21 protein-coding genes are annotated in these 25226 nt (G+C 65.8%); 11 read left to right on the forward strand and 10 right to left on the reverse strand.

The features are described from left to right. Positions 1-208 precede the first annotated feature (208 nt). The 3 genes from QKE52_RS05225 to QKE52_RS05235 are packed head-to-tail and all read right to left on the reverse strand — an operon-like array spanning position 209 to position 4784. On the reverse strand, positions 209-1993 hold the full coding sequence (locus QKE52_RS05225; RefSeq protein ID WP_347948326.1) for an ABC transporter ATP-binding protein: 1785 nt from the start codon (positions 1991-1993) through the stop codon (positions 209-211). A gap of 3 nt (positions 1994-1996) precedes the next feature. Next, entirely contained in the window at positions 1997-3688 is a 1692-nt protein-coding gene (locus QKE52_RS05230) for a VanW family protein (protein ID WP_347948327.1), read from the reverse strand. A 34-nt stretch (positions 3689-3722) separates the two neighbouring features. Next, positions 3723-4784, reverse strand: a complete 1062-nt coding sequence (locus QKE52_RS05235) for a glycoside hydrolase family 3 N-terminal domain-containing protein (RefSeq protein ID WP_347948328.1) — start codon at positions 4782-4784, stop codon at positions 3723-3725. Between the two features lie 58 nt (positions 4785-4842). Between QKE52_RS05235 and QKE52_RS05240 the strand changes: the two genes are divergently transcribed. The 3 genes from QKE52_RS05240 to QKE52_RS05250 are packed head-to-tail and all read left to right on the forward strand — an operon-like array spanning position 4843 to position 8838. Beyond that, positions 4843-5346, forward strand: a complete 504-nt coding sequence (locus tag QKE52_RS05240) for a universal stress protein (protein ID WP_070517712.1) — start codon at positions 4843-4845, stop codon at positions 5344-5346. A gap of 31 nt (positions 5347-5377) precedes the next feature. Next, on the forward strand, positions 5378-5575 hold the full coding sequence (locus tag QKE52_RS05245; RefSeq protein WP_010188604.1) for a DUF2613 domain-containing protein: 198 nt from the start codon (positions 5378-5380) through the stop codon (positions 5573-5575). Positions 5576-5577: 2 nt separating this feature from the next. After that, entirely contained in the window at positions 5578-8838 is a 3261-nt protein-coding gene (locus QKE52_RS05250; protein ID WP_347948329.1) for an alpha-(1->3)-arabinofuranosyltransferase family protein, read from the forward strand. A gap of 159 nt (positions 8839-8997) precedes the next feature. On the opposite strand, the gene QKE52_RS05255 is transcribed toward QKE52_RS05250, so the two are convergent. Further along, the gene (locus tag QKE52_RS05255) at positions 8998-10212 is read right to left on the reverse strand and encodes an acyltransferase (protein ID WP_347948330.1); all 1215 of its coding nucleotides are present in this window, start codon (positions 10210-10212) and stop codon (positions 8998-9000) included. 53 nt (positions 10213-10265) lie between these two features. On the opposite strand from QKE52_RS05255, the gene QKE52_RS05260 reads away from it, so the two are divergent. Both QKE52_RS05260 and QKE52_RS05265 read left to right on the forward strand, forming a co-directional pair. Further along, entirely contained in the window at positions 10266-11240 is a 975-nt protein-coding gene (locus QKE52_RS05260; protein ID WP_347948331.1) for a DUF3068 domain-containing protein, read from the forward strand. Positions 11241-11252: 12 nt separating this feature from the next. After that, a complete protein-coding gene (locus tag QKE52_RS05265) occupies positions 11253-12749 on the forward strand; it encodes a hypothetical protein (RefSeq protein ID WP_347948332.1) in 1497 nt (498 codons plus the stop codon). Here QKE52_RS05265 and QKE52_RS05270 read toward each other — a convergent pair. Beyond that, positions 12673-13755, reverse strand: coding sequence for a glycosyltransferase family 4 protein (locus QKE52_RS05270; RefSeq protein ID WP_347948333.1), 1083 nt, complete (start codon positions 13753-13755; stop codon positions 12673-12675). The genes QKE52_RS05265 and QKE52_RS05270 overlap by 77 nt on opposite strands. A 24-nt stretch (positions 13756-13779) precedes the next feature. Between QKE52_RS05270 and QKE52_RS05275 the strand changes: the two genes are divergently transcribed. Then, entirely contained in the window at positions 13780-14535 is a 756-nt protein-coding gene (locus QKE52_RS05275; protein ID WP_347948334.1) for a class I SAM-dependent methyltransferase, read from the forward strand. Between the two features lie 14 nt (positions 14536-14549). Here QKE52_RS05275 and QKE52_RS05280 read toward each other — a convergent pair whose 3' ends face one another. The 5 genes from QKE52_RS05280 to QKE52_RS05300 all read right to left on the reverse strand — a co-directional run bounded on the left by QKE52_RS05280 (position 14550) and on the right by QKE52_RS05300 (position 19700). Continuing rightward, positions 14550-15311, reverse strand: coding sequence for a hypothetical protein (locus QKE52_RS05280; RefSeq protein ID WP_102233461.1), 762 nt, complete (start codon positions 15309-15311; stop codon positions 14550-14552). Then, on the reverse strand, positions 15308-16045 hold the full coding sequence (locus tag QKE52_RS05285) for an ATP-binding cassette domain-containing protein (RefSeq protein WP_347948335.1): 738 nt from the start codon (positions 16043-16045) through the stop codon (positions 15308-15310). Before QKE52_RS05285 ends, QKE52_RS05280 begins: the two co-directional genes overlap by 4 nt. A gap of 9 nt (positions 16046-16054) precedes the next feature. Further along, the gene (locus QKE52_RS05290) at positions 16055-16930 is read right to left on the reverse strand and encodes a hypothetical protein (protein ID WP_347948336.1); all 876 of its coding nucleotides are present in this window, start codon (positions 16928-16930) and stop codon (positions 16055-16057) included. Next, entirely contained in the window at positions 16927-17739 is an 813-nt protein-coding gene (locus tag QKE52_RS05295) for a class I SAM-dependent methyltransferase (protein WP_347948337.1), read from the reverse strand. The genes QKE52_RS05290 and QKE52_RS05295 overlap by 4 nt, the downstream gene beginning before the upstream one ends. A gap of 140 nt (positions 17740-17879) precedes the next feature. Continuing rightward, positions 17880-19700: a phosphoenolpyruvate carboxykinase (GTP) gene (locus QKE52_RS05300; protein WP_347948338.1), complete on the reverse strand. Its 1821-nt coding sequence runs from the start codon at positions 19698-19700 to the stop codon at positions 17880-17882. A gap of 350 nt (positions 19701-20050) precedes the next feature. On the opposite strand from QKE52_RS05300, the gene trmB reads away from it, so the two are divergent. Genes trmB through QKE52_RS05325 form a run of 5 tightly spaced genes read left to right on the forward strand, consistent with a single transcriptional unit; the run spans position 20051 to position 25140 of the window. Beyond that, positions 20051-20824, forward strand: a complete 774-nt coding sequence (gene trmB, locus QKE52_RS05305; protein ID WP_070517720.1) for a tRNA (guanosine(46)-N7)-methyltransferase TrmB — start codon at positions 20051-20053, stop codon at positions 20822-20824. Then, the gene (locus QKE52_RS05310; RefSeq protein ID WP_071407143.1) at positions 20824-21435 is read left to right on the forward strand and encodes an NYN domain-containing protein; all 612 of its coding nucleotides are present in this window, start codon (positions 20824-20826) and stop codon (positions 21433-21435) included. The genes trmB and QKE52_RS05310 overlap by 1 nt, the downstream gene beginning before the upstream one ends. A 7-nt stretch (positions 21436-21442) precedes the next feature. Continuing rightward, on the forward strand, positions 21443-23782 hold the full coding sequence (locus tag QKE52_RS05315; RefSeq protein WP_347948339.1) for an MMPL family transporter: 2340 nt from the start codon (positions 21443-21445) through the stop codon (positions 23780-23782). Continuing rightward, positions 23779-24792, forward strand: coding sequence for a YbhN family protein (locus tag QKE52_RS05320; protein WP_347948340.1), 1014 nt, complete (start codon positions 23779-23781; stop codon positions 24790-24792). The genes QKE52_RS05315 and QKE52_RS05320 overlap by 4 nt, the downstream gene beginning before the upstream one ends. After that, positions 24793-25140 (forward strand): DUF3054 domain-containing protein, encoded by a 348-nt coding sequence (locus tag QKE52_RS05325; protein WP_102233453.1) that lies wholly within the window; start codon positions 24793-24795, stop codon positions 25138-25140. Positions 25141-25226 lie beyond the last annotated feature (86 nt).

Genomic DNA, 25226 nt, shown 5'->3' on the forward strand with positions numbered 1-25226 from the left:
ACTGCGAAACGCTTACCAAGAGCGCCATGCAACCACCAGCACAACCATTAACACTGTCAATATCGCCAGGTAGACGTGAATCTTCATGGGCAACCACTGGGGCGCGGCAAGAAGGTACCTCAGGACAATCCCGAAGCCATATATTTTCTCGGTCTTTAACAAACTCCAGATAGAAAGCTAACATCCCTAGGTTTCTTGGCGGGGCTCTCTAAGAACGATCACCAGTAGTTTTCGCGGCACGAAGGAGCGCCGCATAAGCGCCGTCGCGGGCCAGCAGCTCAGCGTGGGTGCCGCGCTCGGCCACGCGGCCGGCGTCGAGGACGACGATCTGGTCGGCATCGCGGATGGTGGACAGGCGGTGCGCGATGACCAGGCGGGTGGCGTCCGCACCAAGCACTGCTTCCTGGATAGCGCGCTCCGTTTCGTTGTCCAGGGCCGAGGTGGCCTCATCCAGGATGAGCACCTGCGGTCGGCGCAGCAGCGTGCGGGCAAGCGAGAGGCGCTGCTGCTCACCGCCGGAGAAACGGTAGCCGCGCGAGCCTACGAGAGTATCGAGTCCCTCGGGAAGCGCGGCGATGACCTCATCCACGCGCGCGGCATGCAGCGCCGCCCACATCTGTTCCTCGCTGGCATCCGGCTGCGCGAAGAGGAGGTTCTCGCGCACGGTGCCATGAATGAGGTAGGTCTCCTGGGAGACCACGCCGATGACCGCCGCGCGCTGCGCCGGTGGAATGTCACGCAGGTCTACCCCACCTAGGTGCACGGTGCCTTCGGTGGGATCGGCTAGGCGCGCCAGGAGGGCGGCCACCGTGGACTTGCCGGATCCGGTATGCCCCACCAGGGCCGTAGTGGTGTGGGCCGGGATGGAAAGGGAGACGTCGGAAAGCGCGTCGGTGTCGGTGCCGGGGTAGCGGTAGGAAACGTTCTGGAGGGTGAGGGTGGCGTCGGCAAGCTGGGCGGGCTCGGTGGCTTCTGCGAGCTCGGGCTCCAGGTCCAAGTACTCAAAGATGCGGCTGAACAGCGCCATGGACGCCACCCACTGCGCGCCCACGTTGAGCAGCCCAGTAATCGGGCGGAAAATCTGGGTCTGCAGAGTAGAAAAGGCGATGAGCGTGCCAATCGTAATCCCCGGGCGCAGACCAGCCACCAGGTAAATTAGCGCCGGCATCACGCCGAAAATGATTTGGGTCAGCGCCATACGCCAGCGCCCGGCCAGCTGCGATTCCAGCTCCAAGCGGATAAGCGAGCGCGAGGTTGTCTCAAACCCGTCATAAACCCGCTCTTGCGCGCCCAGCGTGGCCGCTAGGCGCATGCCGGACACGGACAGGTTCTCCGAAATGGTCTGCTGCAACGTCGCCTGCGCGCGGCTGTTTTTCTCCATGAGGCTGCGGCGCAGCACGGCGGCGCGGCGGGTGAGCCACACGGCGGGTGGCAGCACCAGCAAGGACAACAGCGACAGCGTGGGCGAAAGCGCCACCATCGCCACCAGCGTGGCCACAGTCATGGTGAGGTTGCTAGCCACGGACGTCGCGGTGGTGGTCACCATGCCGCGCATCGCCGCGATGTCATTAGTCAGGCGGGATTGAATCTCACCGCCGCGGTTGTTGGTAAAGAACTGCAGCGATTGGCGCTGCAGGTTGGCAAAGACCTGCGTGCGCAGCTCGTGCATGATGGTGTGCCCCACCCGCGCGGACAGAAAGGACTGGATGACGCCGATGGCCTGAGACACCACCGTGATGGCCAGCATGCCGCCGACGAGCCACAGCAGCAGCGCGGTGTCGTGTTCGGGAATGGCCTCATCCACGGTGCGGCGCACCAGGAAAGGCTGCACCACCGTCAGCCCGGAGGTGGCGATGATGAGCGCTACCACCAGCAGCAGCGTGCCGCGGTGCGCGGCGAATAGGCCGGCGACGCGAGCAAACTTCACTGGGTGCTGGGCCAGCTGATCGACGTCCGCCGGATCCTTCACCGCAGTGTGCATCGGCCGCGTCATGGCTTAACCGCAGGTAACGATGGGCTGCGGATCGTACACCGTGGTGGTGGTCTCCCGGGAGATTTCCTTGCCGGACAGATCCTTGATCACGCGGGTATCGGAGGTGGTAAAGCCCGGCGCGCCGGAGGAGGGCGAACAATCCTCGCTCACCGACTTCCGCTGCGGCTCGGTCTTGGCCCAGCGCCCGTTGTTGATGGACTCAACCTCAACAGTCTTGACGCCCTTGAAGCGCACAGTGATGTCGCTGCCAAAGTCGGTCTCAATGCGCACCGGATGGTTCGAGGTGTTCTTGAACTGCAGGTCAATCGCGCCTTCGTACACGGTGGCCTCGCGGCCAGCCGGGTAGCGCGAAATGTAATAGGAGTGCGGGGTGTGCGCGGTATCCTCCATGCCCGCGAAGTAGGCCGCGTTGTACAAGGTGGTGGCGAACTGGGAAATGCCGCCGCCCACGGCCGTGCCGGCGTGTCCGTCGATGATGATGCCGGATTCCACGTAGCCCTGCGCCGTACCGCGCGGGCCGGTGTAGCCGTTGAGGGAGAAGGTCTCACCCGGGTTAACCACGGCACCATTGACCTGCTGGGCCACTAGGCGAATATTGGTTCCGGAGGCCCCGGAGAAACCACCGGTGGAGAACTCGGACACGGTCTCATCGAAGGTGGCCTTCTCCGCCATCTCCGTGGTGAAGTCCGCGGGGTCCGGCTTATAGTCGGCGTCCCATTCGCGGTCGTCCTCGCTGCTCACGCGATCCTCGAAGCCCTCGAGGGTCTTGTCCCAGTCGATAATGGAGCCATCCACCGAGGGCGTGATCTGCTTATCATTGCCGCTGAAGGAAATCTTGGCGTTGGTGCCGGGGACCTCGGAGCCTTGCATGCGCTCTTGGAAGAGCTCGCGCGCGCGGTCTTTGTCCACCTTGAGGCGCAGCTCGCCATCCTCGGCAGCGATGGAGACGAACTGGGAAATCTCCGGCTTGCGCAGGGTGCCGGCGGTGTTGTTCTCGCCCTTCAGAGTGAGCGGGTTATCCAGCGCGCGGGCGGCATCCCCGGTGCGCATGGCCTCAATCGCCTCCTCATTAATCTGTGGTTCCACCACCATCGGCTCGACGTCTACGCCCTCGGGGTCGAGCCAGTGCTTTACGACGCCCTCGTGCAACTCTCCCTCTTCCACCGCCTGGCCGAGCTTGGGTTTGGTCTCTTTGAGGGAGCCGTCGATAAGCTCCAAGTTTCCGTCTTCCGGCTCAATCTTCAGATCGTTGCCAACCCGCTCGAGCTCTCCGGAGAGCTGCGTTTCATCGACGTCCACGGCGACAGGGATTTCCTGGGTGGGCTTAATGAAGCTGTACAGGCGCGAGAGGGGGTTCAGGGAAGCGTCGGGAATGCCGTCGACGGCTTTCTGATAGTTCAGGCTTAGGCCCGAGTCTTGGGGGATAAGCTGCGAGCTTTTCTCCCCGGCGCGGATTTCCACGGGCTGGGCCGCGACGTCCCCGAGTTCCTGCTCCAGCTTCGACACCGCGGCGGTGCGCTCCATGCGGGAGATATCCACGCCGCCGACCGACGTCGCGCGCGGAACCTTGTGCTGGTTGGCCATCACGTCCCATGCATAGGCGATGCCGGCGATGAGTAGGAGGCCGACGAGCACGCCAAGGGTGACGTGCAGTCCCTTGCGTCGCTGCTGCCGATGTCCGATTGCCTTTTTCACGTGTACGAGATTAACGCCTGCCAGCTAGTTTTTACTAGTCACCCTCCTGCTGGGCCACGACGTCGGCGGCCGCGTCAATGACCGCGTTGATGTCCTCGTCGGTGGACCACAGCGGCATATCGGCCCCGGCGGCGAGGGCCACAGCGACGGCCTCCGGCACGCTAAAATTATCCGAGATGGAGGCCATTCCACCCAGGTCATCGGTGTAAATGGTGCCTTCGAAACCCAGTTCCTCGCGGGCCAGCTGGTAAGCCCGCGGGTTAAGGGAGGCGGGCTCGTCGCCGAGACCGGGAACCACGAGGTGGCCCATCATGAGGGCTGCTTCCGGGGCTTGTGGGAGGGCGGTATGGAAGGGCACGAACTCGTGTCCGTACAGTTCTTCCAGCGGCGGGGTGACGGCCTCACCCAGGTGCGTGTCCCCGGAGGCGCGGCCGTGGCCGGGGAAGTGCTTGAACACGGCCTTCACACCTGCGGCCTGCAACCCGCGGGCAAAGGCTGCGCCATACTCGCCGGAAGCCTCCGGATCGGTGGAGAAGGCGCGATCACCGACGACCTCGAGGTCTCCCCCATCCACGTCGAGCAGCGGGGCGAAGTCCACCGTCACGCCGTGTGCGCGCAGGCTGTGCCCGATTTCTGTGGCCAGGGCCTCGACCTCCTCCGGGCTATGCCCCTCCGCCATGGCCTGCGGGGAGGGGTAGTCGCCCAAGATTTCGGAGAAGCGCTGCACGCGCCCGCCCTCGAAATCGATGGAAACTTCAAAGTCACGGCCCATCTCCTCGCGCAAAGCGTTTACTCCTCGCGGGCCATCACTCAGCAGCTCGGGGTCGGCCCAGCTCGGGATAAAAAGCCCGCCCACGCCGGCTTCCAGCTTCGCGCGGGCATCCTCGTAGTTCAGCGCCGGCGGCATGAGCTTGGCGGCAGCGCGGGCGCGGACGTCCTCAGGCGCGGCATCCTGTGGTGCCGCGTCGCCCGACGCGACGCCGCTGGACGCGGCGCTGGTTTCGCTGGGCGGGGCGTCGGAAAGCACGGGCTCCTCGCTACACGCGCTCAGCGCACAGCTAGCACTCAACAAGAGGGCGGGCATTGCTTTTCTCATGCCCACCAGTGTGCCTGAAGCACCCGCGCGGGCAACACCTGGTTGTTAGGATGGCCACATGAATAACGGAGAGACCATGCTCATTGCCTATGACGGCTCCGACCGCGCCGACCGCGCCCTCGAGTACGCCGCGCGGCTCCTGCGCCCCACCGACGTCGAGATCCTCACCGCGTGGGAGCCGTCCGCGCGCCAGGCCGCCCGCGCCGTCAGCCGCACCGGGCTGCACCAATCCACGGTCTCGCCGGAGAGCGTGGAGGATGATCCAGCCTACGAGGAGGCCCTCGCCATCTGCCGCCAGGGCATCGCCAAGGCGGAGACTTTGGGACTTCGGGGCCATGCCCACTTGGTGGAATCCGTGACGACGATTCAGAGCGCGATTGTCGACGCCGCCCAAGAACTCGACATCGACGTCATCGTCACCGGTACCCGCGCCCTCACTGGCTTCCGCTCTTTGTGGACGAATTCCACGGCGGAGTACATCGTGCGCAACGCCGGTCTGCCGGTCTTCATCGTGCCGCCGGAGAACGACGATGAGGACGACGCGGAAGAAAGCGACTCCTAAAGGCAGCTTTTAGCTGCTAGAATCTGGCGCCATGGCATTCGACAGCGATTCCCTCAACAAGCGCACCCTGGGCCCGGCCCTGGGCAGTGCGGTCGTCGGCGTGGCGCTGGGAGTCGTGACCATCCTGGGCATTGCCCAATTCTCGCAGGCAGATGCCGTGCCGAACGATAACTCCGTCAAGGCCTCCGACGCCGTGATGGGCGGGCCGGAGTACGGCTCCCGCGAGTAAGCGTGCGCGCACGCATCGGGGGGCTTTTCTTTTTAGCCCTCGTGGTTCTTCTGCAGCCGTGGGGGCTGACCGCTGCTGATACCAAGCACGATCTGGTGGCCAACCCGGGGCATTTTTTGCGCGGCGCGCTGCATGCTTATACCGATACTTTCACGCTGGGCCAGCTGCAAAACCAGGCCTATGGCTACTTGTTCCCGCAGGGCCTGTTTTTCTTGGTGGCGGACCCACTTCCGGATTGGATTGCGCAGCGCGCCTGGTGGTTCCTGGTCTTAGCGGTGGGCTTTCTGGGCTTCTTCCGCTTGACCCACACGGTACTTCCCGCCGCCCCCCGCTATGCCGCGCTGACAGGCGGAGTGCTCTACGCGCTCTCCCCGCGCACGCTGACCACGCTGGGCGCGATTTCCTCGGAGACCTGGCCGGTCATGCTCGCACCCTGGGTGCTGCTTCCTTTCCTGCGGCCGGGCCGGGTGGACTGGCGGGATGCCGCGCCCTCGGTGGTGGCGGTGGCCTGCATGGGCGCGGTCAACGCCACGGCCACACTCGCCGCTTGCCTGCCAGCGGGCTTGATTCTGCTGTGGCGGCGCGCGGGCAAAGCCGGCCTGGCCTGGCTCGCTGGGTGCGCGGCGGTGTCCGCGTGGTGGATCACCCCGCTGCTCATCCTGGGCCGCTATGCCCCGCCCTTTACGGAATTCATCGAGTCTGCTGGCGTGACCACGCGCTGGCTCAACCTGGCGGAAATCCTGCGCGGCACTACCAGCTGGGCGCCCTTTGTGGATACCGAGCGCGTCGCCGGCAACGAGCTGGCCACCGAGCCGGTCTTCGTGCTTGTCACCGTGGCCGTTGCCGCCTTGGGCCTGGTGGGCCTGGCCCGCCTGCCGCGTCTGTGGGGTGTCATGCTACTAGTGGGCGTGACTGTTATGGGCACGCATGCCGCGTGGTACCTCGACGCGCTCGACGGCCCACTGGCCGCGCTGCGCAATGTGCATAAATTCGACCCGCTGGTGCGCATCCCGCTGGTACTCGGCGTGGCCGCGATTGCCGCCCGGGTGAGGTTGCCGCGGACGTTGTCCCCGGGGCGTCGTGAAGCAGCGGGCCTTGTGGTGTGCCTCGTGGTGGTGGGCGCGACCGCCCCCGCCTGGGCAGGCCGGCTGCTGCCGAAGGGCGCCTACGAGGAGGTTCCCGCCTATTGGCACGAAGCCGCCTCTTTCATGAACTCGCTGGATACGCGCGTGCTCATCTACCCCCCGGCCTCCTTTGCGCGGCAGGACTGGGGCTGGACGCGTGACGAGCCGGCGCAGCCGCTTCTCGACGTCCCCTGGGCCGTCCGCGACGCCGTTCCCCTCATCCCGCCCGAGGCTATCCGTGGCCTGGACGGTGCGATGGCACAGATTTCCCGTGATCCCGCGTCCGCGCCTTATGTGTTGCAGCGCCTCGGTATCGGGGCCGTCGCGGTGCGCCACGACCTGATTTCTGGTTCTGCAACCCATATTCCGGGCGAGGTCCACACCTTCGGGGAGGTCGACGTCGTTGTCTTCGACCGCGGCCTCTCCATGAACCTGGCTCCTGCGGATCCGCCGCGCGTGGCGGGCGGTGGGGAATCGCTCGCGCTCCTCTCCGGCCCTCACGAGCTCGTCGCCTCCGACGCGGACATCATCACCGATACGCCTGTGCTGCGCGACCGCAACTACGGCACGCTCTCCGGCCCGGTTTCCGCGCCGCTGGCCCCTAGCGACCCATCGACGGTGCGCAACCGGCTGCGCGACTACCCCTCCGCCGGCCCGCTGACCCAGGTGGTGGAGCACGATGGCCGCGTCACCGCATCGTCCTCTGCCGCCGATGCCTCGGCCTTCGGCGGGGCGAACCCGGCGCGCTCTCTTACCGCGGCCGTCGACGGCGAAAACTCCACTGCCTGGTGGCCAGCGCCCGGCGATTCCGGTTGGTTGGAGCTGCACTCCGACTCCACGTGGACCTCGCCCACGCTGCGTCTAATGACCACCGGCACGACTGAGGTGACCATCCACAACGGCGATTCTCAGGTCACGGTCACCATGGAGGCCTACCGCGCCCGCGATATCCGCGTGCCCGGCGCGCAGGCCTCCACGATCCGCATCGAGCCGCAGCGCCGCACCGGAATTGCGGAAGCATCCATCGTGGATCAGCCCACCCCGCGGCGCATCGTCACCGTGCCCGATACCTCGCCCAATGCCGAGCAGTTCCTCTTCCAGCAGGACAACGAGCACATCCTCATCCGCTCCTTTACTACCCCGCGCGACATGACGGTGCGTGTCTCCGGCGAGAAGACAGTGCTTATCGACGGCTCCCCCCACGCCCCCAACTCCACCCTCAACCTCTCCGCCGGACAGCACCTCCTGCGCACCACCGGCGACTGGGCGGCGCTGACCGATACCGCGTCCTCCTTACCCGATCCCCTCCCCGCTTCCTCACCCACATCATCTGCGAACTCAGTCGCTTCTTCTGACCAGGAAGCCGACCCATCCGACGCCGGCTATACCCCGCTCGCTTCCGGCGGCAACCACGACTTTGCTCGGCTCACCTCTGGTGAGCCCATCGAGCCCGCCGACCACGACCGCCTTCTCATCACCGGCCGTGCCTTCAACAAGGGCTTGCGCGGCGAGCTGCGCTCCCCCAGCACAGCCGCAGTCTCGACGTCAGGTTCGGCACAAAACTCAGCGCCGGCCTCGACGCCGGCCTCCAGCTCGGAACCGCTGGCCCTCGAACCGCGCTCCATCGATGCGGACACGCAAGCTTTCCTCATTCCCGCCGGCGCTAGCGGGACCTTCCACATGTCCTTCGCAGCTGACCGCGCCTACCGCGTGGGCCTCGGCCTCGGCGGCGCGCTCGCCGCACTGACCACCGCGCTGTGCCTGCTCGTCATGACCCGCGGCCCCCGCCCTCACTCCGCTTCCCCCGCCACCTCCGCTGCTTCCCGAACGCTCTCCCCCGCTTGTGTTGCCCACTCGTCCACCTCGGCGCGTGCCCTTCTGGCCCTGCTCATCGCGGCAACGATGGCGCTCGTCGCGGGTATGCCCGGTGTGGCCGCCGCTGCCGCGGCGTGGGCTATTACCCGCTGGACCACGCTGCGCCCCGACTACCTGGCGGGCGCGCTCACCTTGGCCGCGGGCGCGATGCTCGCCCGCGCACCTTGGCCCGCAGAGGGCTACGCCGGCGATTCCCTGCTCGTGCAACTGCTGTGCGCCGCGGCTATTACCTGCGCCTGCCTCCCACCCCGCCGCGCCTCTTAGGTACCCAGTCTCACCGCATATGGTTCCTCTCAAAAGGCATTAGTCAGAAGGTGTCTTTGGGGTCAAGGAAACCATCTGCGGCGATGTAAAAGGTTTGTTTGGGGGCAAGGAAACCGTTTGACTAATGCCTTCTGGAAAATGCCATGTGTGAAGTGGCGTCTACGACCCCACCGAACCGGCGGAATCAGTCGAGCCAGCGGCGCTGGCGAGGGATCCGGAGCCCACGGTAGCGGAATGGGATCCGGAACTGGCAGAGCTCGCAGAAGCGGAGCCGGCAGGGCTATCTGCCTGGCGCGGCAACGAACGCGGAACGGCGATGCGGCCGCGTGTAAAGACGAGGGAGCGGATGAGGTCGCGGCCGGGGACCTCGACAAGCACGTAGGTCGCAGCAGAAAGCACACAGCTAACGATCACCGTGAAGACCAGCACCACCGCGAAATCCCAGGCAGCACCCGAGAAGGCAGACACACCCAACAGCGGGAAGGCGATGGCCAGCACCCCCACATGCCACATGAAAACCCCATATGACCAGCGGCCCAGCGCCCGCATCACAGCGGAGGAGAGCCAGCTTTCGCGCGGCGCCAGCGCTACCGGCACCACGATGCAGGCCCCGCACACTGCGCCCACCGCAATGCGGCGCGCAAACTCGCCAGGCTCCGGGTGGACCAACCCCTGCGGGCCGAACCACTCGCGGCTGGCCAGCCACACGCAGCCCGCGGCCACCACCCAACAAGCGAGCCGCACAATGCGCCCAGCGCGCAGGCGCACCCCAGCCGCCTCAGCCTCCGCGGCCAACATTCCCACCGCGAACCACGAAAAGTACGCCGGCGGCCAAATCTGCGTGTTGATATCGCCGGATTCATAACCGGCGACAAAGGGTAGGAAGCCCCACAACAGACTCAGCACGCTAGCAACCGCAATGAGCACAACCCGCCAACGCACAGAAAACCTATCCAATCCCCACGCCAACAGCGGCAACACCGCATAGAAGGCGAACTCCACGCACAGCGACCACAATTGCGTAAGCCCGGGAACCAGGCCATCGGCAATATAGAGCTGCGTACCAGTCAGGTTGGTGATGACTTGCGGGAGGGTTAAGGGGGAGGCGTCGGGAAGCAAGGCGAGTACCGCCACCACGCACACCACATACAGCGGTGCCAAGCGCGCCACGCGGGAAAGAAGATACTGCCCCGCCGTGTGCGCGTGCCGCCGGCGCCACAGCAAGAAACCACTGAGCACGAAGAAGACCGCCACCCCATAATCCAGCCTCTCAGCCCAGGCCCAGCCGGTTGCCGTCTGGAAAGACACGTGCGTGATCACGACTGCCAATGCTGCCAGTGCACGCACGCCTTCGAGCTCAGGGAGAAAGCGCATGGCCCACTACGATACTATTTCTGCAGTGAATCCCTCGACCGATCGGAGCTGACGTGTTCCTTCGCTCCCGCCTAGCGCAGGTGACGATTGCCGCCGCGGTGTTCCTCCTACTCGGGTCCATCCTTCCGCCGCTGTACAACAACCAGTCCCGCCCGCTGCCCAGGGACCTCGACATCACGGTCCGCGCGGAACAGGATGGGGTCGAGTTCACCCGCCACACCTCGACTGCCTCTGCGGAGAAGGATTCGGTGGCCCGCGCACAATCCACCACCACGCTCACCTTGGATGGCGACACCGTCGCGCACATCACCGAGGAATCCCTACTCAACCGCGAGTCCACCTACCCGGTGGCGGGCCCGAACACGACGCAGATTATCGAGCTTCCCGCCCTTGACCTGCAGGTGGAGGACCAGGTCGAACGCGACGGCATCAGCTACTTTTTCCCCGCCGGGGCGGAGCAACGTTCCTATCCTTTCTTCGACCCACTCACCCAGGACGCGGAGCCCATCGACTTTCTGCGCGACGAGAAGCTCGACGGCATCCCCACCTACGTCTTCCGCCAGGATGTCGCGCCGGTTTCGCTCGCGGAGGTCTTCGACCTCGATGCTCGTCGCTCCGGCCCGGCGGGTGATTTCTACTCGCCCGAATCCCTGGAACGCTACAACCTCAAGCCGAAATCGCACGTCATCCTCGAGCCCTTCTACGCGGTGAGCCGCACCGTGTGGGTCGAACCCACGACCGGCACCATCGTCAACGAGGAGGAACACCCGCGCATCTTCTGGGCCACGGATGCGAGCCAGGCCCAGGCCATGGTCGACGCCGATGACACACAAGAACGCGCGCTTCTCGACGTCCCCCTCTCCTGGTCCGACTCCACCCGCACCGAACGCCTCGACTCGGTTCGCGGAGTCATCGACACGGTCAAGGTCTTGAGCCTCGTCGGCTGGCTGGGCAAGGCCATAGGCGTGGCGTTGTTGGCGGTGGCGGCCGCGATGTTCATGCGCCGCCATGCAGCGCAGAGCGCGTAGGCGCCCGTGACTGTGTCCCGAGCATCCCTTGCGGTGCGCGCCGCCCTCTGCGCCTGGGGCGTGGCGCTCGTGCTCGCGGTGTGCTGGCCCTTCGTGCTGCCCGGCGAGTTCCTGTGGCGCGACATGGTGTTGCTTGAGCACCCGGCGTTCACCGCCTCTGCCTTCGGTGCCGGTGACTTGCCCGCGCGCAACGCACCGCAAGACGGGGTGCTTGCCTTATTCGGCGGGGCGTGGCTGGCCAGGGTCTTCATCCTTGCTGCCGCGAGCGCCTCGGCGTGGGTGGCGGGTCGATGGGCGTGCCAGCGCACACAGTTCAGCCCGTGGGCAGCAGCCGCGGCGATGGCGTGCGCGGTGGCCAATCCTTTCGTCATCGAGCGCCTCTTGCAGGGCCAGTGGTCGCTGGCGGTCGCGGCCTGGCTGGCGCCCGTGATCGCATGGGGTTGCCTCGCTGCGCACCCGCGCGTGGCGTGGCTAGCGCTGTGGGCCGCGTCCTTGACGCCCACCGGCGGGCTCTTCGGGGGCCTCATCGCGGTTGTCTGTGAGCGCGAGGGGCGAAGAAGGTGGCTCTTCGCTGGCGGCTCAGTCTTGCTGTGGTTGCCGTGGCTGGTTCCAAGCCTCGTGGGCGGTGTTCTCACCGCCCCTGCCGCTCCCGGCGACCCCGCCGCCCAAGCCGCGGCCTTCGCCCCGCGCGCGGAGGCCTACGTGGGAACGGTCGGTTCGCTTCTCGGTTTCGGCGGCATCTGGAATGCCGCAGCAGTACCGGCTTCCCGCGAGCAGGGCTTCGCCCTGGCAGGCCTGGCTGTTGCCGCCCTCGCCGTCCTGGGGGCTTCCCGCCTGCCCCGGCGCGAGCTGCGCCCGCTGGCAGTCCTGGCGGTTCTTGGCATGGGCCTGGCCATCCTCGGCGCACTCGCCCCCGGTCTCATCGCCTTCGCCGTCGAGCACATCCCAGGCGCGGGCCTGGTGCGTGATTCCTCCAAGCTCACCTTTCTCGCCCTGCCGCTGGCCGTCGCGGGAATCGGAGCCCTGCACCAGCTTCCCGCAGCGCTCGCCCTGTGCGCCTGCTTGCTCCAGGCACCCGATGCACCGCGGGAACTCGCCGTGTTACGCCCACGCGAAACGGGCATCGACCGCAAGCTCGTCGAAGACCTCGACGGGCGCCTCACCTTCTTCGCCGACCGCCCCGCCATGGTGCCGCTCGACGGGGGCATTGCCCTCGACCCCTACTCCAAGGCTGCCAACAAGCTCGATTCCGGCGCGCTCACCGTCGACGGCATAAACGTGGATGAGCCATCACCCCGCTACCTAGCGGCCGCCGAAGCTTGGAACAACCGCGACCTCGACCGACTCGAGGAGCTCGGCGTGGGCGCGGTCGTCGAGGAAGGCCGCATCGCCGCCACCACTAACGCGCAACCGGCATCCGCCCCGTGGACTCTTAGCGCCGCCTGGTGCGCACTTCCGCTTCTAGCAACTCTTCGAAGCGCGCGCCGGTCTTCTCCCACGAAAAAGTAGCCGCCAATTCGCGGGCAGCCTGGCCGAGGCGGGTGCGGAGGAGGGGGTCGTCGACAAGCATGCGCACCGCCGGAGCGAACTCGGACTCGTGGTGGACCAGCACGCCCGTCTTGCCGTCGATGACGCTGTCTTGCAGGCCAAATGCATAACCCACCGTGGGAACTCCATGTTGGGCCGCCTCCATGACTGCCAACCCCCAGCCTTCCTTGCGAGACGGCATGAGGTGAACGTCGGCCCGGGCGAGCAGTGCATGTTTATAGTCCTCGGTGACCTGGCCGCGGAAGCGCACGCGGTCCTCCACCCCGTGGGCGCGCGCATACTCGCGCAGGTGGGATTCCCACCAGCCGGAACCGATGACGTCGAGAAGCGCGCCCGGAATCCGCGCCACGGTGTCCATCGCGTGCTCAATCTGCTTGTGCGGCACCAGGCGTGACAGCGTCACCAGGTGGATATCGGCCTCGCGCTCCAATGTAGGCACGTGTGACGGCAGGGGGTCCACGCCGTTCTCGATGATGTGCGCGCCGTGAATCCCCAGCTTCTCCAGGTCACGCTTCGAGGCCTCCGAGACCGTCACCCACGTGTTCTCGCGATACAGCGCGGGCACCACGCGAGATTCCAGGAACCACCCCAGCCGCGCCAGGACGGGCCCGGCCACCGGCCACTGCTCGCGGTGGCAGTGGTGCGTCAGGATCACCACGGGTGCGCGGGTGGCCAGGCGCGCGAAGAAGGGAATGCCGTTGTGGGTATCCACCACGACGTCAGCGCCGCGCGCACCAAACAGCATCCACAACAACGCACGCGGATACACGCTGAACTTGGCCCCGGCGCGCGAATAAAGCACGCCGTTGCGGCGCTCGCGCTTGGCGGCGTTCATGTGGCGCGCGCTGCGGAAGACCACCTCGTGGCCCTGAGCAGCGAGGTATTCCCCGACGCGCTCGAGGTAGCGCTCGGAGCCGCCACCTTGCGGGTGGGTGGAATCGCGCCAGCACAAAAGAAGGATTTTCATGTCGAGGAACTAGCCTAGTGGGTTATGAAACGCACCCGTGCCTTGGCCACCCTGCGCCGCTCCTGGCGGCTGCTGCGCTCCTTCCGCTTTGAGCAGTCAGCGCCCGCGGTCTTTTACGGCGGCTTGGCTGAGGACACCGCCGCGCTTGTCGACGCCCTCTCCCGCGACCATTCTTTGTCCCTCACCGGCGCGCGCGTACTCGATGTCGGGGGCGGGCCCGGTTATTTCGCTTCCGCCTTTGCCCAGCGCGGGGCCAGCTATGTGGGGCTGGAGCCCGACGTGGGCGAGATGGCCGCCGCTGGCATCGAAGTGGCCCAAGCCGTACGCGGCGATGGCACGCGCCTGCCCTTTGCGGATAGCACCTTCGACATCACGTATTCCTCCAACGTGGCCGAGCACATCTCCAACCCGTGGGACATGGGCGAGGAGATGCTGCGCGTAACCAAGCCCGGCGGGCTGGTCATCCTCAGCTACACGGTGTGGCTGGGGCCCTTCGGTGGACACGAGACCGGCCTATGGGAGCACTACGTGGGCGGCGAGTTCGCCCGCGACCGTTATACCCGCCGCCACGGCCACCCGCCGAAAAACGTTTTCGGCACCTCGCTCTTTGCGCTCTCCGCCCGCGAAGGCCTGGACTGGGCGCGCGGCGTGACGTCGCAAGGCTCGCAGCTCCTCGCGGCCTTTCCGCGCTACCACCCTGCCTGGGCCTGGTGGGTGACCAAGGTGCCGGTGCTGCGGGAGTTTGTGACCTCCAACCTGGTCATCGTCCTGCGCGCCTGATGGCTGAGTCAGACTTAGTCGAGGCGCCTGCGCAGAGAAGCCAGCCAGAGCGCCACGCCCACGGCCGCGAAGTACACCAGCGCCCCGTCACGGCCCCAAGGCGGGAATAGCGCCACGTCCTGGCCGGTAGCGAAGACGCCGTTGAGGAAGGGCAGCCAGCCGGTGAGGCGCGCGCCGCCGGGGATGAGCCACAGCGCGTTTTCTACCAAGAGCGCCCAGACCGTCAGCGCCGCGATGCTCAACGCCGGGGAGCGCAGCAGCCGGCCCAGCGCCACACCGTAGCCCACCGCCAGCCACGCGTACACCGGGCCGAGAGCCACCATGCGCAGGCCCGCGAAGAAGTTCACCTGCCCATAGAGCACCGGGAAGAACGTGGGCAGGAGCAGCAGGCACAGGCTGACGCTGAGCAGTGTCGCGGCCGCCGCGAGCGCGCCCAGGAAGCACCAGCGGGCCAGCTGATCCAGCCCTGACCACGGCGCCGCCGCACGCAAGACCCGCGATCCGGCGGTGGCCTGCGCCCACGCCCCCAATGCCGCAAACACGATGCTGCCCAGGTAGATGGGCCAATACGCCGCATTAGTAGTGTCCACGGACTGCGCCTGAAGGATGCCTCCCGCGGACTGGACGTGCTCCGCCACCGCTGCCACCCCGAAGGTCACCGCCAGCGGCAGCGCAAACCCCAGCGGCACGGCGACCCGCACCAGCGGGCCGCGCGCCCCGCCCAGGCGCACGGACTCGGCGCGCAGGCTTATCCGCCAGCGTTGCCACGCCTTCATGCCCGTGCCCCTAGCTCCGGGATCAGCGCCGCCACGGCGGATTCGAGGTCGGGGGCGCCGGTGGAGGCGATGACGTCCTCAAGGGAGCCGTGGGCAAGAGCCGTGCCCTGGCTGAGGATGGTTACCGAGGCGTCGGCAACCTCGGTCGTGGCCTCCACCTCGCGCAGGTGATGCGAGGCCACGATCACGCAGCGACCCTCCTCCGCCCACGCGGCAAGCAACTCACGCAGCCACCACACGCCCTGGATATCTAGGCCGTTGAGCGGCTCATCCAGCACAATGTTGCGCGGGTTTCCCGCCAAGACGCTGGCGATCCCCAGGCGCTGGCGCATGCCCAACGAGTAACCTCCGATGGGGCACCGCGAGGCCTCCTCGAGCCCGACGGCCCGCACCAGCGCCTCCGCCTTTTCCACCGGCGCGCCTGCGAGGGCGCACATCCACTGCAGGTGGCGCAGGCCGGTGTGCTGCGGTGAGAAATCTTCTGCGCTCAAGTAGCTGCCCACGTGGCGCAACGGATAGTCGGTACCGCGCAGCTCCCGCCCGTCCACCAGGACCCTGCCGCCGCGCGGGCGCAAGCTTCCGGAAAGGCAGCCGAGGAGCGTCGACTTTCCGGTGCCGTTAAGCCCCACGACGTAATTGATGCGGCCATCAGCGAAGGTGCAAGAAAGGTCGCGCACAGGCGCGGCTGTGCGGCGCGAGCCATACCAGTGGCTCAGGTTGTCAACGTCAATCACGCCGCCGCCTTAAAACGCGCCCGCGATGGGCAGGCCCACCGCATCGATGCCGTTGCGCAGCGAGTTCGTGGCCAGCTTCCAGCGCCCGTCGAGGTAGCGGAACTCCACCCGCAACGAGATCGTGGGACGCCCGGCCGAGCTCGCGTTGAGCGTGGCACTCGCGGTGTTCCCCTCCACCGTCAGTGGCCCGCTAATCCGCTTCCAGCCCAGCGGCGGACGGAATATCCCCAGGTTGTAAATGGTTCTCGGCACCACCGTCCCCGGCAGCCCAGCCTCGAGGTTGTGTGCCTTGTCCGCATCGGATCCCGGCGTGGCCACGAGCGCGTGCAGGACGCCGTTAAGGTCATCGAGCGTCGGCTCCGGGTTAGTAGCCGCAAAGCTCGCGCTGAAATCCCCACTGGGGTACCAGCCGGTGTTGGGGTCCTCCACCGTCTCATCCACCGCCTGCTCTGGCGCTGGGTCTGCCGCTTGATTCTCCTGCGGTGCCGGTTCCAACGCCACAGCGGGGGCGTCCTGCGCAACGCTTGGCGACGCCGCGGACGCCGCCGTTGTTGGCGCCGTTGTTGGCGCCGTTGTTGGCGCCGTTGTTGGCGCCGTTGTTGGTGCCGTTGTTGGTGCCGTTGTTGCCGCAGCCGCCGGCGCTGCGGAGTCGCTGCTCACGGGCACGCTCGGTTCGGCTGGCTGCGTCATCGCGGCACCCTGGGCTGCCGCCTGTTCCCACTTGCCTTGGCTGAGCTGCACGCCGAAACCCAAGACCAGCGCAGCGGCGACGCAACTGCTCACCACAGATACGCCAACCGTGGGCCAGCTGATCCCACGTGGGCGGGCCTCCATCACGCCGTCCGGCACGCCGCCGGCAACGTCACCGCTCTCACCGAAACTCATTGAGCAGCCGCGGCCGGCTTGGTCAGCACCACGCCGATGGCCTGCAGGTTGTCGCTGTACTTGTTGAACACCGAACGCATCGCGAAAACGCGGCGGCGGGCGTCGGGCATGCGCAAGACGTTAAAGGCGATACGCGCCACGCCCAGCACACCCTCGTCCTGCAAGTTGCGCTTGGCGCGCAGCAGCGCCATATCTGCATAGTGGCGCTCAGTCACCTCGAAGCCAGCCTCCCGTGCCACGCCGTCCCATTCCTTTGTGGTCAGCGGGCGGGCGTTGACGCGGATGGACGTGGCCAGCGCGCGGCGGATCTCGAGCTTCTGGACGTCGTCAAGCGTGTCCGGCTCCAGGCACAGCTCATGGATGACATACCTGCCGCCCGGGCGCAGGATACGGAACGCCTCCGCCATGATCGCGGCCTTCCCCTTCTCGCCGTGCATGGTGAGCATGGCTTCGCCAAAGACGACATCCGTGCTGTTATCCGGCAAACCCGTGGCCTTGGCGTCATTGACCACCACGGTAGCCGAGGAAGCGCCGGCGAGGCTGGCCTTCGTGCGCGCCACGGCATCAGGATCCTCGTCCACGCCGGTGTAGCTGCGCGGGCCTTCCGCCACGATCTGGCGGGCAGTGAGCCCGAGTCCAGGGGCCAGCTCCACCACGTCCTTGTCTTTCAGCTCGGCGGCGTCGATTAGCGTGGTGGTCATCTCCAGCCCGCCGGGGCGCAACACCTTCTTTCCCAGGCGGGCGAGGAGCCAGTGTCCACCAACCTCGGAGTCGGGACGATCGTGCATGGGCAAAGAAGAAGTTGTCATACACCCAGAATATGCGAGACTTTCTCCATTTAAAAGGTTACCCTAACCTTATTGTGGCCAACCTAACATGCCAGAACGCGGCGACGCCCCGCCACCGCTGGGTGGAGGGGCGTCGGAAAGCAGCGGCGCGGAAAGCGGCGTTAGGAGGCAGCCTCAACGCGCTCCTTGAGCGCCTTGAACTGGTCCCACACCTCAGACGGCACGCGGGAGCCCAAGAAGTGCAGGTATTCCTTGTTGTCTTCCATGTCGCCAGCCCAATCGGCCGGGTTCACAGCAAGGGCCTCGCGGACGTCTTCGATGTCGAAGTCCAGGCCGGTGAGGTCGATATCCTCCGGGCGGGCGGTGTGGCCCACAACGGTCTCGACGGCGTCGACATTGCCCTCGATGCGGTCCACAATCCACTTGAGCACGCGGGAATTCTCGCCGAAGCCCGGCCACAGGAAGCGACGGTCCTCACCACGGCGGAACCAGTTGACCAGGAAGATCTCCGGCATGCGGTCGCCGCCCTTTTCACCCATGTCAATCCAGTGCTGCAGGTAGTCACCGGCGTTGTAGCCCATGAACGGCAGCATGGCCATCGGGTCGTGGCGCAGGGCGCCGACCTTGCCCTCAGCGGCAGCGGTCTGGCCAGAGGAGAGCAGGGCGCCGATCATGGTGCCGTGGTTCCAGTCGAAGGCCTGGGTCACCAGCGGGACGGTGTCTGCGCGGCGGCCGCCGAAGAGGATGGCGTCAATCTTGACGCCCTTCCAGTCATCAAACTCCGGAGCGGCGGACGGGCACTGCGTGATCGGCACGCAGTAGCGGGAGTTCGGGTGCGCAGCCTTGGTGGTGGAAGCCGGGGTCCAATCGTTGCCGTGCCAGTCGATGAGGTGCTCCGGGGCCTCGCCCATTTCCTCCCACCAGACATCGCCGTCGTCGGTCAGCGCGACGTTGGTGAACAGGGTGTTGCCCGGCTCCATCGTCTTCATGGCAATCGGGTTGGAGTCGTAGTTGGTGCCCGGCGCAACGCCGAAGAAGCCGTTCTCCGGGTTGACGGCGTACAGGCCGTCCTCGCGCAGCTTCAGCCAGGCGATGTCATCGCCCACAACCTCAGCCTTCCAGCCCGGGATGGTCGGGGTGATCATGGCCAGGTTGGTCTTGCCGCAAGCAGACGGGAAGGCGGCCGCAATGTGGTACTTCTTGCCCTCCGGGTTGGTGAGCTTAAGGATGAGCATGTGCTCTGCCATCCAGCCCTCTTCCTTCGCCATAACGGAAGCGATACGCAGCGCGTAGCACTTCTTGGCCAGGATGGCGTTTCCGCCGTAGCCGGAGCCGTAGGACCAAATCTCCTTGGTTGCCGGGAACTGCGTGATGTATTTCTTCTCGTTGCACGGCCACGCGACGTCCTCCTGGCCCGGCTCCAGCGGAGCACCGACGGAGTGCAGAGCGTGGACAAAATCGCCGTTCTCACCAATCTTGTCCAGAGCCTGCTGGCCCATGCGGGTCATGATGCGCATAGACAGGACAACATAAGCCGAGTCAGTCAGCTGAACGCCGAGCTTGGGGTCCGGGTCGCTGATGGGGCCCATGCAGAAAGGCACCACGTACATGGTGCGGCCCTTCATGGAACCGCGGAAGGCCTCGGTCATCTCTTCCTTCATGGCTGCCGGCGGGGCCCAGTTATTGGTCGGGCCTGCGTCCTCCTCAGTCTCGGTGCAGATGAAGGTGCGGGACTCCACGCGCGCGACATCCGACGGGTTCGAGCGCGCCAGGTAGGAGTTCGGGCGCTTCTCCTCGTTGAGCTTAATCAGGGTGCCCTTCTCCACGAGCTCAGCGGCGAGGCGGTCCGCCTCCTCCTGGGAGCCGTCTACGAAGACAACCTCTTCCGGCTGGAAGAGCTCGACACTCTCGCTGATCCACGAAATGAGCTTCTCGTTCTTCGTGGGCAGTTCACCTACAAGGCCCTTAATGGTTGCGGTCATCTCACATTCTCCTGTGGTCGGTGTGGCCAGGGTGCTTTATATCGCCGAAGGTTTCCCCTATCGACGTTTCACCAACCAGAGTACGGATACTGGTGATAACAGAATGTGTAATACAGCCCACCCTGGTTATATCCACCCAGCTCAACCCGACTAACCCGAGGACAACGAAGTGTGAATTAGGGCACGCGGCCACCAAAGATACCCCCGCACAGGGGTGGATTTTCTTTGGACTGCCCATCCCGTACGCCCATACTCTTACCCCCACCGCGACCTGATTGGCCTTCACTTAGGCGCCCTCCACGGCGCGGCACGTTGCCCCTCACCCCTGCTTAAGGGAACAATGTCAACTGATGAATAGTGCAGACTCCTCCCAGAATCCCGCCGCGCAGATGCCTCATGGTCGCGGCCTCCAGACGGATTTCAACGCCGAGTTCAACAATGATTTGGACTACCCACGCCTCGGCAACGTGACCTTCCGTCGCGGCACCCTCACCGACAACCAGAACGCCCTCTTCGAGGAGCACTGGCCTCAGTTGGGACGCCTGCTTGCCGACGAACCCCTCGACATCCCCGCCTGGTTCAACCGCGAGGGCGCCAGGACCATCGTGGAAATCGGCTCCGGCACCGGAACCTCCACTGCTGCGATGGCCCCGTTGGAAAAGGACACCAACATTGTTGCCGTCGAGCTTTACAAGCCAGGCTTAGCCAAGCTGCTGGGCTCCATTGTCCGCAACGATATTGAGAACATCCGCATGGTCCGCGGCGATGGCATCGAAGTTCTCATGCGCATGTTTGCGCCCGAATCCCTCGACGGCATCCGTATCTTCTTCCCGGACCCGTGGCCCAAGGTCCGCCACCACAAGCGCCGCATCATCCAATCCGGCACCCTCAACCTCTTCGCCTCCCGCCTGAAACCCGGCGGCGTGCTCCACGTGGCCACCGACCATGCCGGCTACGCCGAGTGGATTAACGAGCTCGTTGAGGTCGAGCCCTCCCTCGACTACAAGGGCTGGCCCTGGCCGGAGTGCCCCATTCTCACCGACCGCCAGGTCATCACCAAGTTTGAGGGCAAAGGCCTGGATAAGGAACACGTCATCACCGAGTACCTCTGGGAGAAGAAGTAATGGCCGGCACCTACCTATTGGTGTGGGATGCGCCCAACATGGACATGGGGCTTGGCGCCATCCTCGGCGGGCGCCCCACTGCCGCCTACCGCCCTCGCTTTGACGCCATCGGCCGCTGGCTGGTGGAGCTGGCCTTTGACAACGACGCCACTCCCGAAGCCGCCGTCTTCACCAACGTCACGCCCGGCGGCGCCGACGTCATCCGCCCGTGGGTCGAGGCCATCCGCAACGTCGGCTTCGCCGTCTTTGCCAAGCCGAAGCTGCACGAGGACGATGACGTCGACCCCGACATGGTCGAATACATCAAAGCCAACCGCGAGGATCTCTCCGGTGTCATCGTGGCCTCTGCCGATGGCCAAAACTTCCAGCACCTGCTGGAACAGCTCTCAGCTTCCGGTCTGCCCACCTGCGTGCTCGGTTTCCACGAGCACGCGTCGTGGGCGCTGACTCACCCCGACATCGAATTCGTCGACCTCGAAGACATCGAGGGCGTTTTCCGCGAACCGCTGCCGCGCGTTAACCTGGATAATCTGCCTCCAGGCGGCGCCTGGCTGCAGCCTTTCCGCCCGCTGTCCGCGCTGCTGCCGGACCGCGCGCCCGAGCACAGTTAGGAGCCGCATGTTTTATTCTTGGGGCCGTTTTTCCTACGCCCACCGCAAGGTCATCCCGCTCCTCATCGTCGGGCTCATTCTGGGCCTCTTCTTTGGCTTCGGCACGCGCCTTGAGGAGCGCATGAGCCAGGAGGGCTGGGAGGACCCGGGGGCGGCGTCGACAAGCGCGGCACAGATCGAGTTGGAGACCTTCGGCCGCGACAATTCCGGCGACGTCATCCTGCTTTTCGACGACCCCGATGCCCACGCCGCCGAGGCCAAGGCCTTCCTGGATGAGCTCCAGACCCAGTATCCGGAGCAGATCGACTCCGTCACCAGCTACTTTGATAAGCGCAACCCGAACCTCATCACGCAGGATCACTCCACGGCTTTCGCCGCCATCGGGCTGAAAGGCGACGGCGAGCAAACGCTCAAGGACTTCCGCGCCATCGAGGATTCCCTGCACTCCAGCGGGCTGCCCGTGCAGGTAGCGGGTGCCACCGCGGTGGCTGACGCGTTGGATGAGGGCATGGCCAAGGACATCTCCCGCGCGGAGAAGGCTGCCCTGCCGCTCGTCGGGCTGCTGCTGCTGATCGTCTTCGGCTCCGTCGTCGCGGCCTTCATGCCGCTCGTCGTGGGCGGGCTGTCCATCCTGGGCTCGCTGGGAATCCTCTCAATCCTGGCCGGCTTCCAGCAGGTCAACGTGTTTGCGCAGGCCGTGGTGACGCTACTGGGCTTAGGTCTAGCCATCGACTATGGCCTGTTCATGGTTTCACGCTTCCGCGAGGAGCTGGACAAGGGCCGCGATACCAAGGAGGCCGTGGCGATCACCACCGCCACCGCCGGGCAGACCGTAGTCTTTTCCGCCGCCATGGTGGCCGTATCGCTGTCCGGGCTCTTCCTCTTCCCGCAGGCCTTCCTCAAATCCGTGGCCTACGGATCCATCTCTGCGGTGGGGCTTGCAGCACTGCTGTCGGTGACGGTGCTGCCCTCGCTCTTTGGCATGCTGGGCCACAACATCGATAAGTGGACCGTGCGCAAGGCCTCGCGGCGCGGACGCCGCATCGAGGACACGTGGTGGTACCGGATGCCGCGCTGGGCCATGGGCCGCGCGGGTGTGATGACCACCGCCATCTGCGCCCTGCTCATCGCGCTGACCCTGCCGGTGCTGGGCGTGAAATTCGGCGGCATCAACGAGACCTACCTGCCGCCCAACCAGGACGCGCGCGTGGCGCAGGACCAGTTCAACGAGCAGTTCCCCTCCTTCCGCACCGAGCCGGTCAAGCTCGTGGTGAAGAATGCGACGAATGAGCAGCTTGTCGACGTCGTCATGCAGGCCCGCTCCATCCAGGGCCTTACCGAGCCGATGGGACCGAAGACCGCGACTGTCGACGGCACCACCGTCCTCGGCGCCGGCATCCAAGACCGCGAGGACTACGGGCGCATCGTCCACGAGCTCGAAAACATCGAGGCACCCGACGGCGTGGAGCTTTATGTCGGCGGTACCCCGGCCATGGAGGTCGAATCCCTCGACGCGCTCTTCGACACGCTGCCCTGGATGGCGCTCTACGTGGTGCTGGCCACCTTCATCCTCATGGCGCTGGTCTTCGGCAGCTTCATCCTGCCGCTGAAGGCCATCATCATGACGCTGCTTTCCCTGGGTGCGACGCTGGGCATCTTGACGCTCATGTTCGTCGACGGCCTCGGCTCCGGCCTGCTCAACTTCACCGCCGGCCCGCTCATGAGCCCGATTCTGGTGCTCATCATCGCCATCGTCTTTGGCCTGTCCACGGACTACGAAGTCTTTCTGGTTTCGCGCATGGTGGAGGCCCGCCGCCGCGGTGCTTCCACGGACGAGGCCATCGCTGCGGGCACCGCGCACACCGGTGGCATCATCACGGCGGCCGCGCTCATCATGATCGTGGTCGCAGGTGCCTTCGGTTTCTCCGACATCGTGATGATGAAGTACATCGCCTTCGGCATGATTTTTGCACTGCTTATCGACGCCACCATCGTCCGCATGCTCCTCGTCCCCGCCGTCATGCACCTGCTGCGCGAGGACAACTGGTGGGCCCCGCGCTTCCTCACCCGCCTAACCCATCGCCTCGGCGGCGACAACGCCCCGGCTGCCGAGCCGGCCCTGGCCACCGCATCCGCTGCTGCACCGGCGCCCACCACCCCAGCGCTGAGCGATGAAGAGGCCGCGCCTACCGAGCAGGCAGGCACACCGGAGGATCCTGAGGTGCGGACGGAGGAGGCGTCGGCAAGCGAAGCTCCTGTACGCGGGGACCGCAGCGCCGACACCGACACCGAGCTCATCCCCTTCTCCGAGCTGGTGCAGCGCCTGAAGTCCACGGACGGTCGATGAATAAGAAGAACTGGCTGACCTGGATAATCTCCCTTCTGATTCTGGCCGCGCTGGCGTGGTTCTTCCGCGACCAGCTCGACTTCATCACCGAGGGATTGCGCCCCCTGCGCCACGCTGAACCTTTCCCCGTGGTGCTGGTGGTGTTCTTCGCGCTGCTGTCCATCGCGGGCATGGCGGAGGTGATGAAGCGGCTCATCGGCGCCGGCGGCGTCAAGGTGCCGCTGCGCGAAACCTACGCCATCACGCTGGCCTCGAATGCCTGGTCCACGACTCTGCCGGCGGGCCCTGCCTTTTCGGCTTTGCTCACCTTCCAGGTGCAGCGTCGCTGGGGTGCGTCGGTAGCGCTGTGTAGCTACTTCCTGTTTTTGTCCTCGATCATTAGCTCGATGTTCCTCGCGCTCATTGGGCTCGGCGGGGTGTTTTTCCTCAACGCCGACATGGCTTTGGGCTCGTTGATCACCACGGTTGTCCTCATGCTCGCGGCACTCGGCGGCATCTTCTGGCTGACCTCACACCCGGTGACTCTTGAGCGCTGGCTGCGCAAGCTGCGGCCCGGCCCCAAGCGGGACCGCGCGATCCAGGAGGTGCGCAACCTCGGCGAGGTCCACCTTTCGCGTGGCCCCTTCGCTGTGGTTGCCGGGGCCTCCCTTGTGCACCGCCTGGCCGATATGGCCGCCCTGTGGGCTTCGGTGTGGGCGGTAACCGGCGAGATTCCGTGGCTGCGTGCCGGCGCCGACCACACCACCCTGGCAGGCGTCGCACTGGCCTTCCTGGCGGCGAAGCTGGCTGGCTCCGCGCAGGTCACCCCGGGTGGCGTGGGTACGGTGGAGGCCGCGCTCATCGCCCCGCTGGTGGCGACGGGCCTCACCGCGGTGCATGCCACCTCCGCGGCCATCATCTACCGGCTTATTTCCTTTGCGCTGATCACTATCATTGGATGGGTCATCTACTTCGCCCACTACGCCCGCGATGGTTTCTCTTACGCGGCGTTGAACCGGAAGGAATCCTAAATGCGCGTTGCCCCGCTTATCGACGTCATCTCGCTCGTCCTCTTCGCCATCCTCGCCCGCCTGGCGCACGGCGGCCTGAGCTTTAGCTCCTGGGTCGATGCCTTCTGGCCGTGGACCGTGGGCGCGCTCGTGGGCTGGGTCATCATCATGGCAGCGAAGCTGAGCGGCCTGTGGCGGGAGGGCGTCGTCGTGTGGCTGAGTGCCATTATTGGCGGCATGGCTCTGTGGATGCTGGTCAATGGCCGGCTGCCGCACTGGTCCTTCCTCATCGTGGCCACCGTGATGTCGGCGCTGTTCTTCTTTGGCTGGCGAACCATCGCGGCCTTTGCGTCCCGCTCGCGTGCCTAGAACTTCACCAAGTTTTCCATGGCCTGCTACCTGTCGGCCTCACACACCTGGATCCAGCCTTGTGGGGCCTTGCGAGTGGCTGTTTG

Origin of the sequence: Corynebacterium sp. c25Ua_47 (assembly GCF_039907205.1) — a bacterium.
GTDB classification, from domain to species: Bacteria; Actinomycetota; Actinomycetes; order Mycobacteriales; family Mycobacteriaceae; genus Corynebacterium; species Corynebacterium hiratae.

Bases quoted from the DNA above. Each gene is read 5' to 3' on its own strand.
- QKE52_RS05235 (WP_347948328.1), bottom strand. From the start codon at position 4,784: ATGAGAAAAGCAATGCCCGCCCTCTTGTTGAGTGCTAGCTGTGCGCTG.
- QKE52_RS05300 (WP_347948338.1), bottom strand. From the start codon at position 19,700: ATGACCGCAACCATTAAGGGCCTTGTAGGTGAACTGCCCACGAAGAAC.
- QKE52_RS05240 (WP_070517712.1), top strand. From the start codon at position 4,843: ATGAATAACGGAGAGACCATGCTCATTGCCTATGACGGCTCCGACCGC.
- QKE52_RS05290 (WP_347948336.1), bottom strand. From the start codon at position 16,930: ATGAGTTTCGGTGAGAGCGGTGACGTTGCCGGCGGCGTGCCGGACGGC.
- QKE52_RS05325 (WP_102233453.1), top strand. From the start codon at position 24,793: ATGCGCGTTGCCCCGCTTATCGACGTCATCTCGCTCGTCCTCTTCGCC.
- QKE52_RS05280 (WP_102233461.1), bottom strand. From the start codon at position 15,311: ATGAAGGCGTGGCAACGCTGGCGGATAAGCCTGCGCGCCGAGTCCGTG.
- QKE52_RS05245 (WP_010188604.1), top strand. From the start codon at position 5,378: ATGGCATTCGACAGCGATTCCCTCAACAAGCGCACCCTGGGCCCGGCC.
- QKE52_RS05255 (WP_347948330.1), bottom strand. From the start codon at position 10,212: ATGCGCTTTCTCCCTGAGCTCGAAGGCGTGCGTGCACTGGCAGCATTG.
- QKE52_RS05270 (WP_347948333.1), bottom strand. From the start codon at position 13,755: ATGAAAATCCTTCTTTTGTGCTGGCGCGATTCCACCCACCCGCAAGGT.
- QKE52_RS05275 (WP_347948334.1), top strand. From the start codon at position 13,780: ATGAAACGCACCCGTGCCTTGGCCACCCTGCGCCGCTCCTGGCGGCTG.
- QKE52_RS05225 (WP_347948326.1), bottom strand. From the start codon at position 1,993: ATGACGCGGCCGATGCACACTGCGGTGAAGGATCCGGCGGACGTCGAT.
- QKE52_RS05295 (WP_347948337.1), bottom strand. From the start codon at position 17,739: ATGACAACTTCTTCTTTGCCCATGCACGATCGTCCCGACTCCGAGGTT.
- QKE52_RS05315 (WP_347948339.1), top strand. From the start codon at position 21,443: ATGTTTTATTCTTGGGGCCGTTTTTCCTACGCCCACCGCAAGGTCATC.
- QKE52_RS05310 (WP_071407143.1), top strand. From the start codon at position 20,824: ATGGCCGGCACCTACCTATTGGTGTGGGATGCGCCCAACATGGACATG.
- trmB (WP_070517720.1), top strand. From the start codon at position 20,051: ATGAATAGTGCAGACTCCTCCCAGAATCCCGCCGCGCAGATGCCTCAT.
- QKE52_RS05320 (WP_347948340.1), top strand. From the start codon at position 23,779: ATGAATAAGAAGAACTGGCTGACCTGGATAATCTCCCTTCTGATTCTG.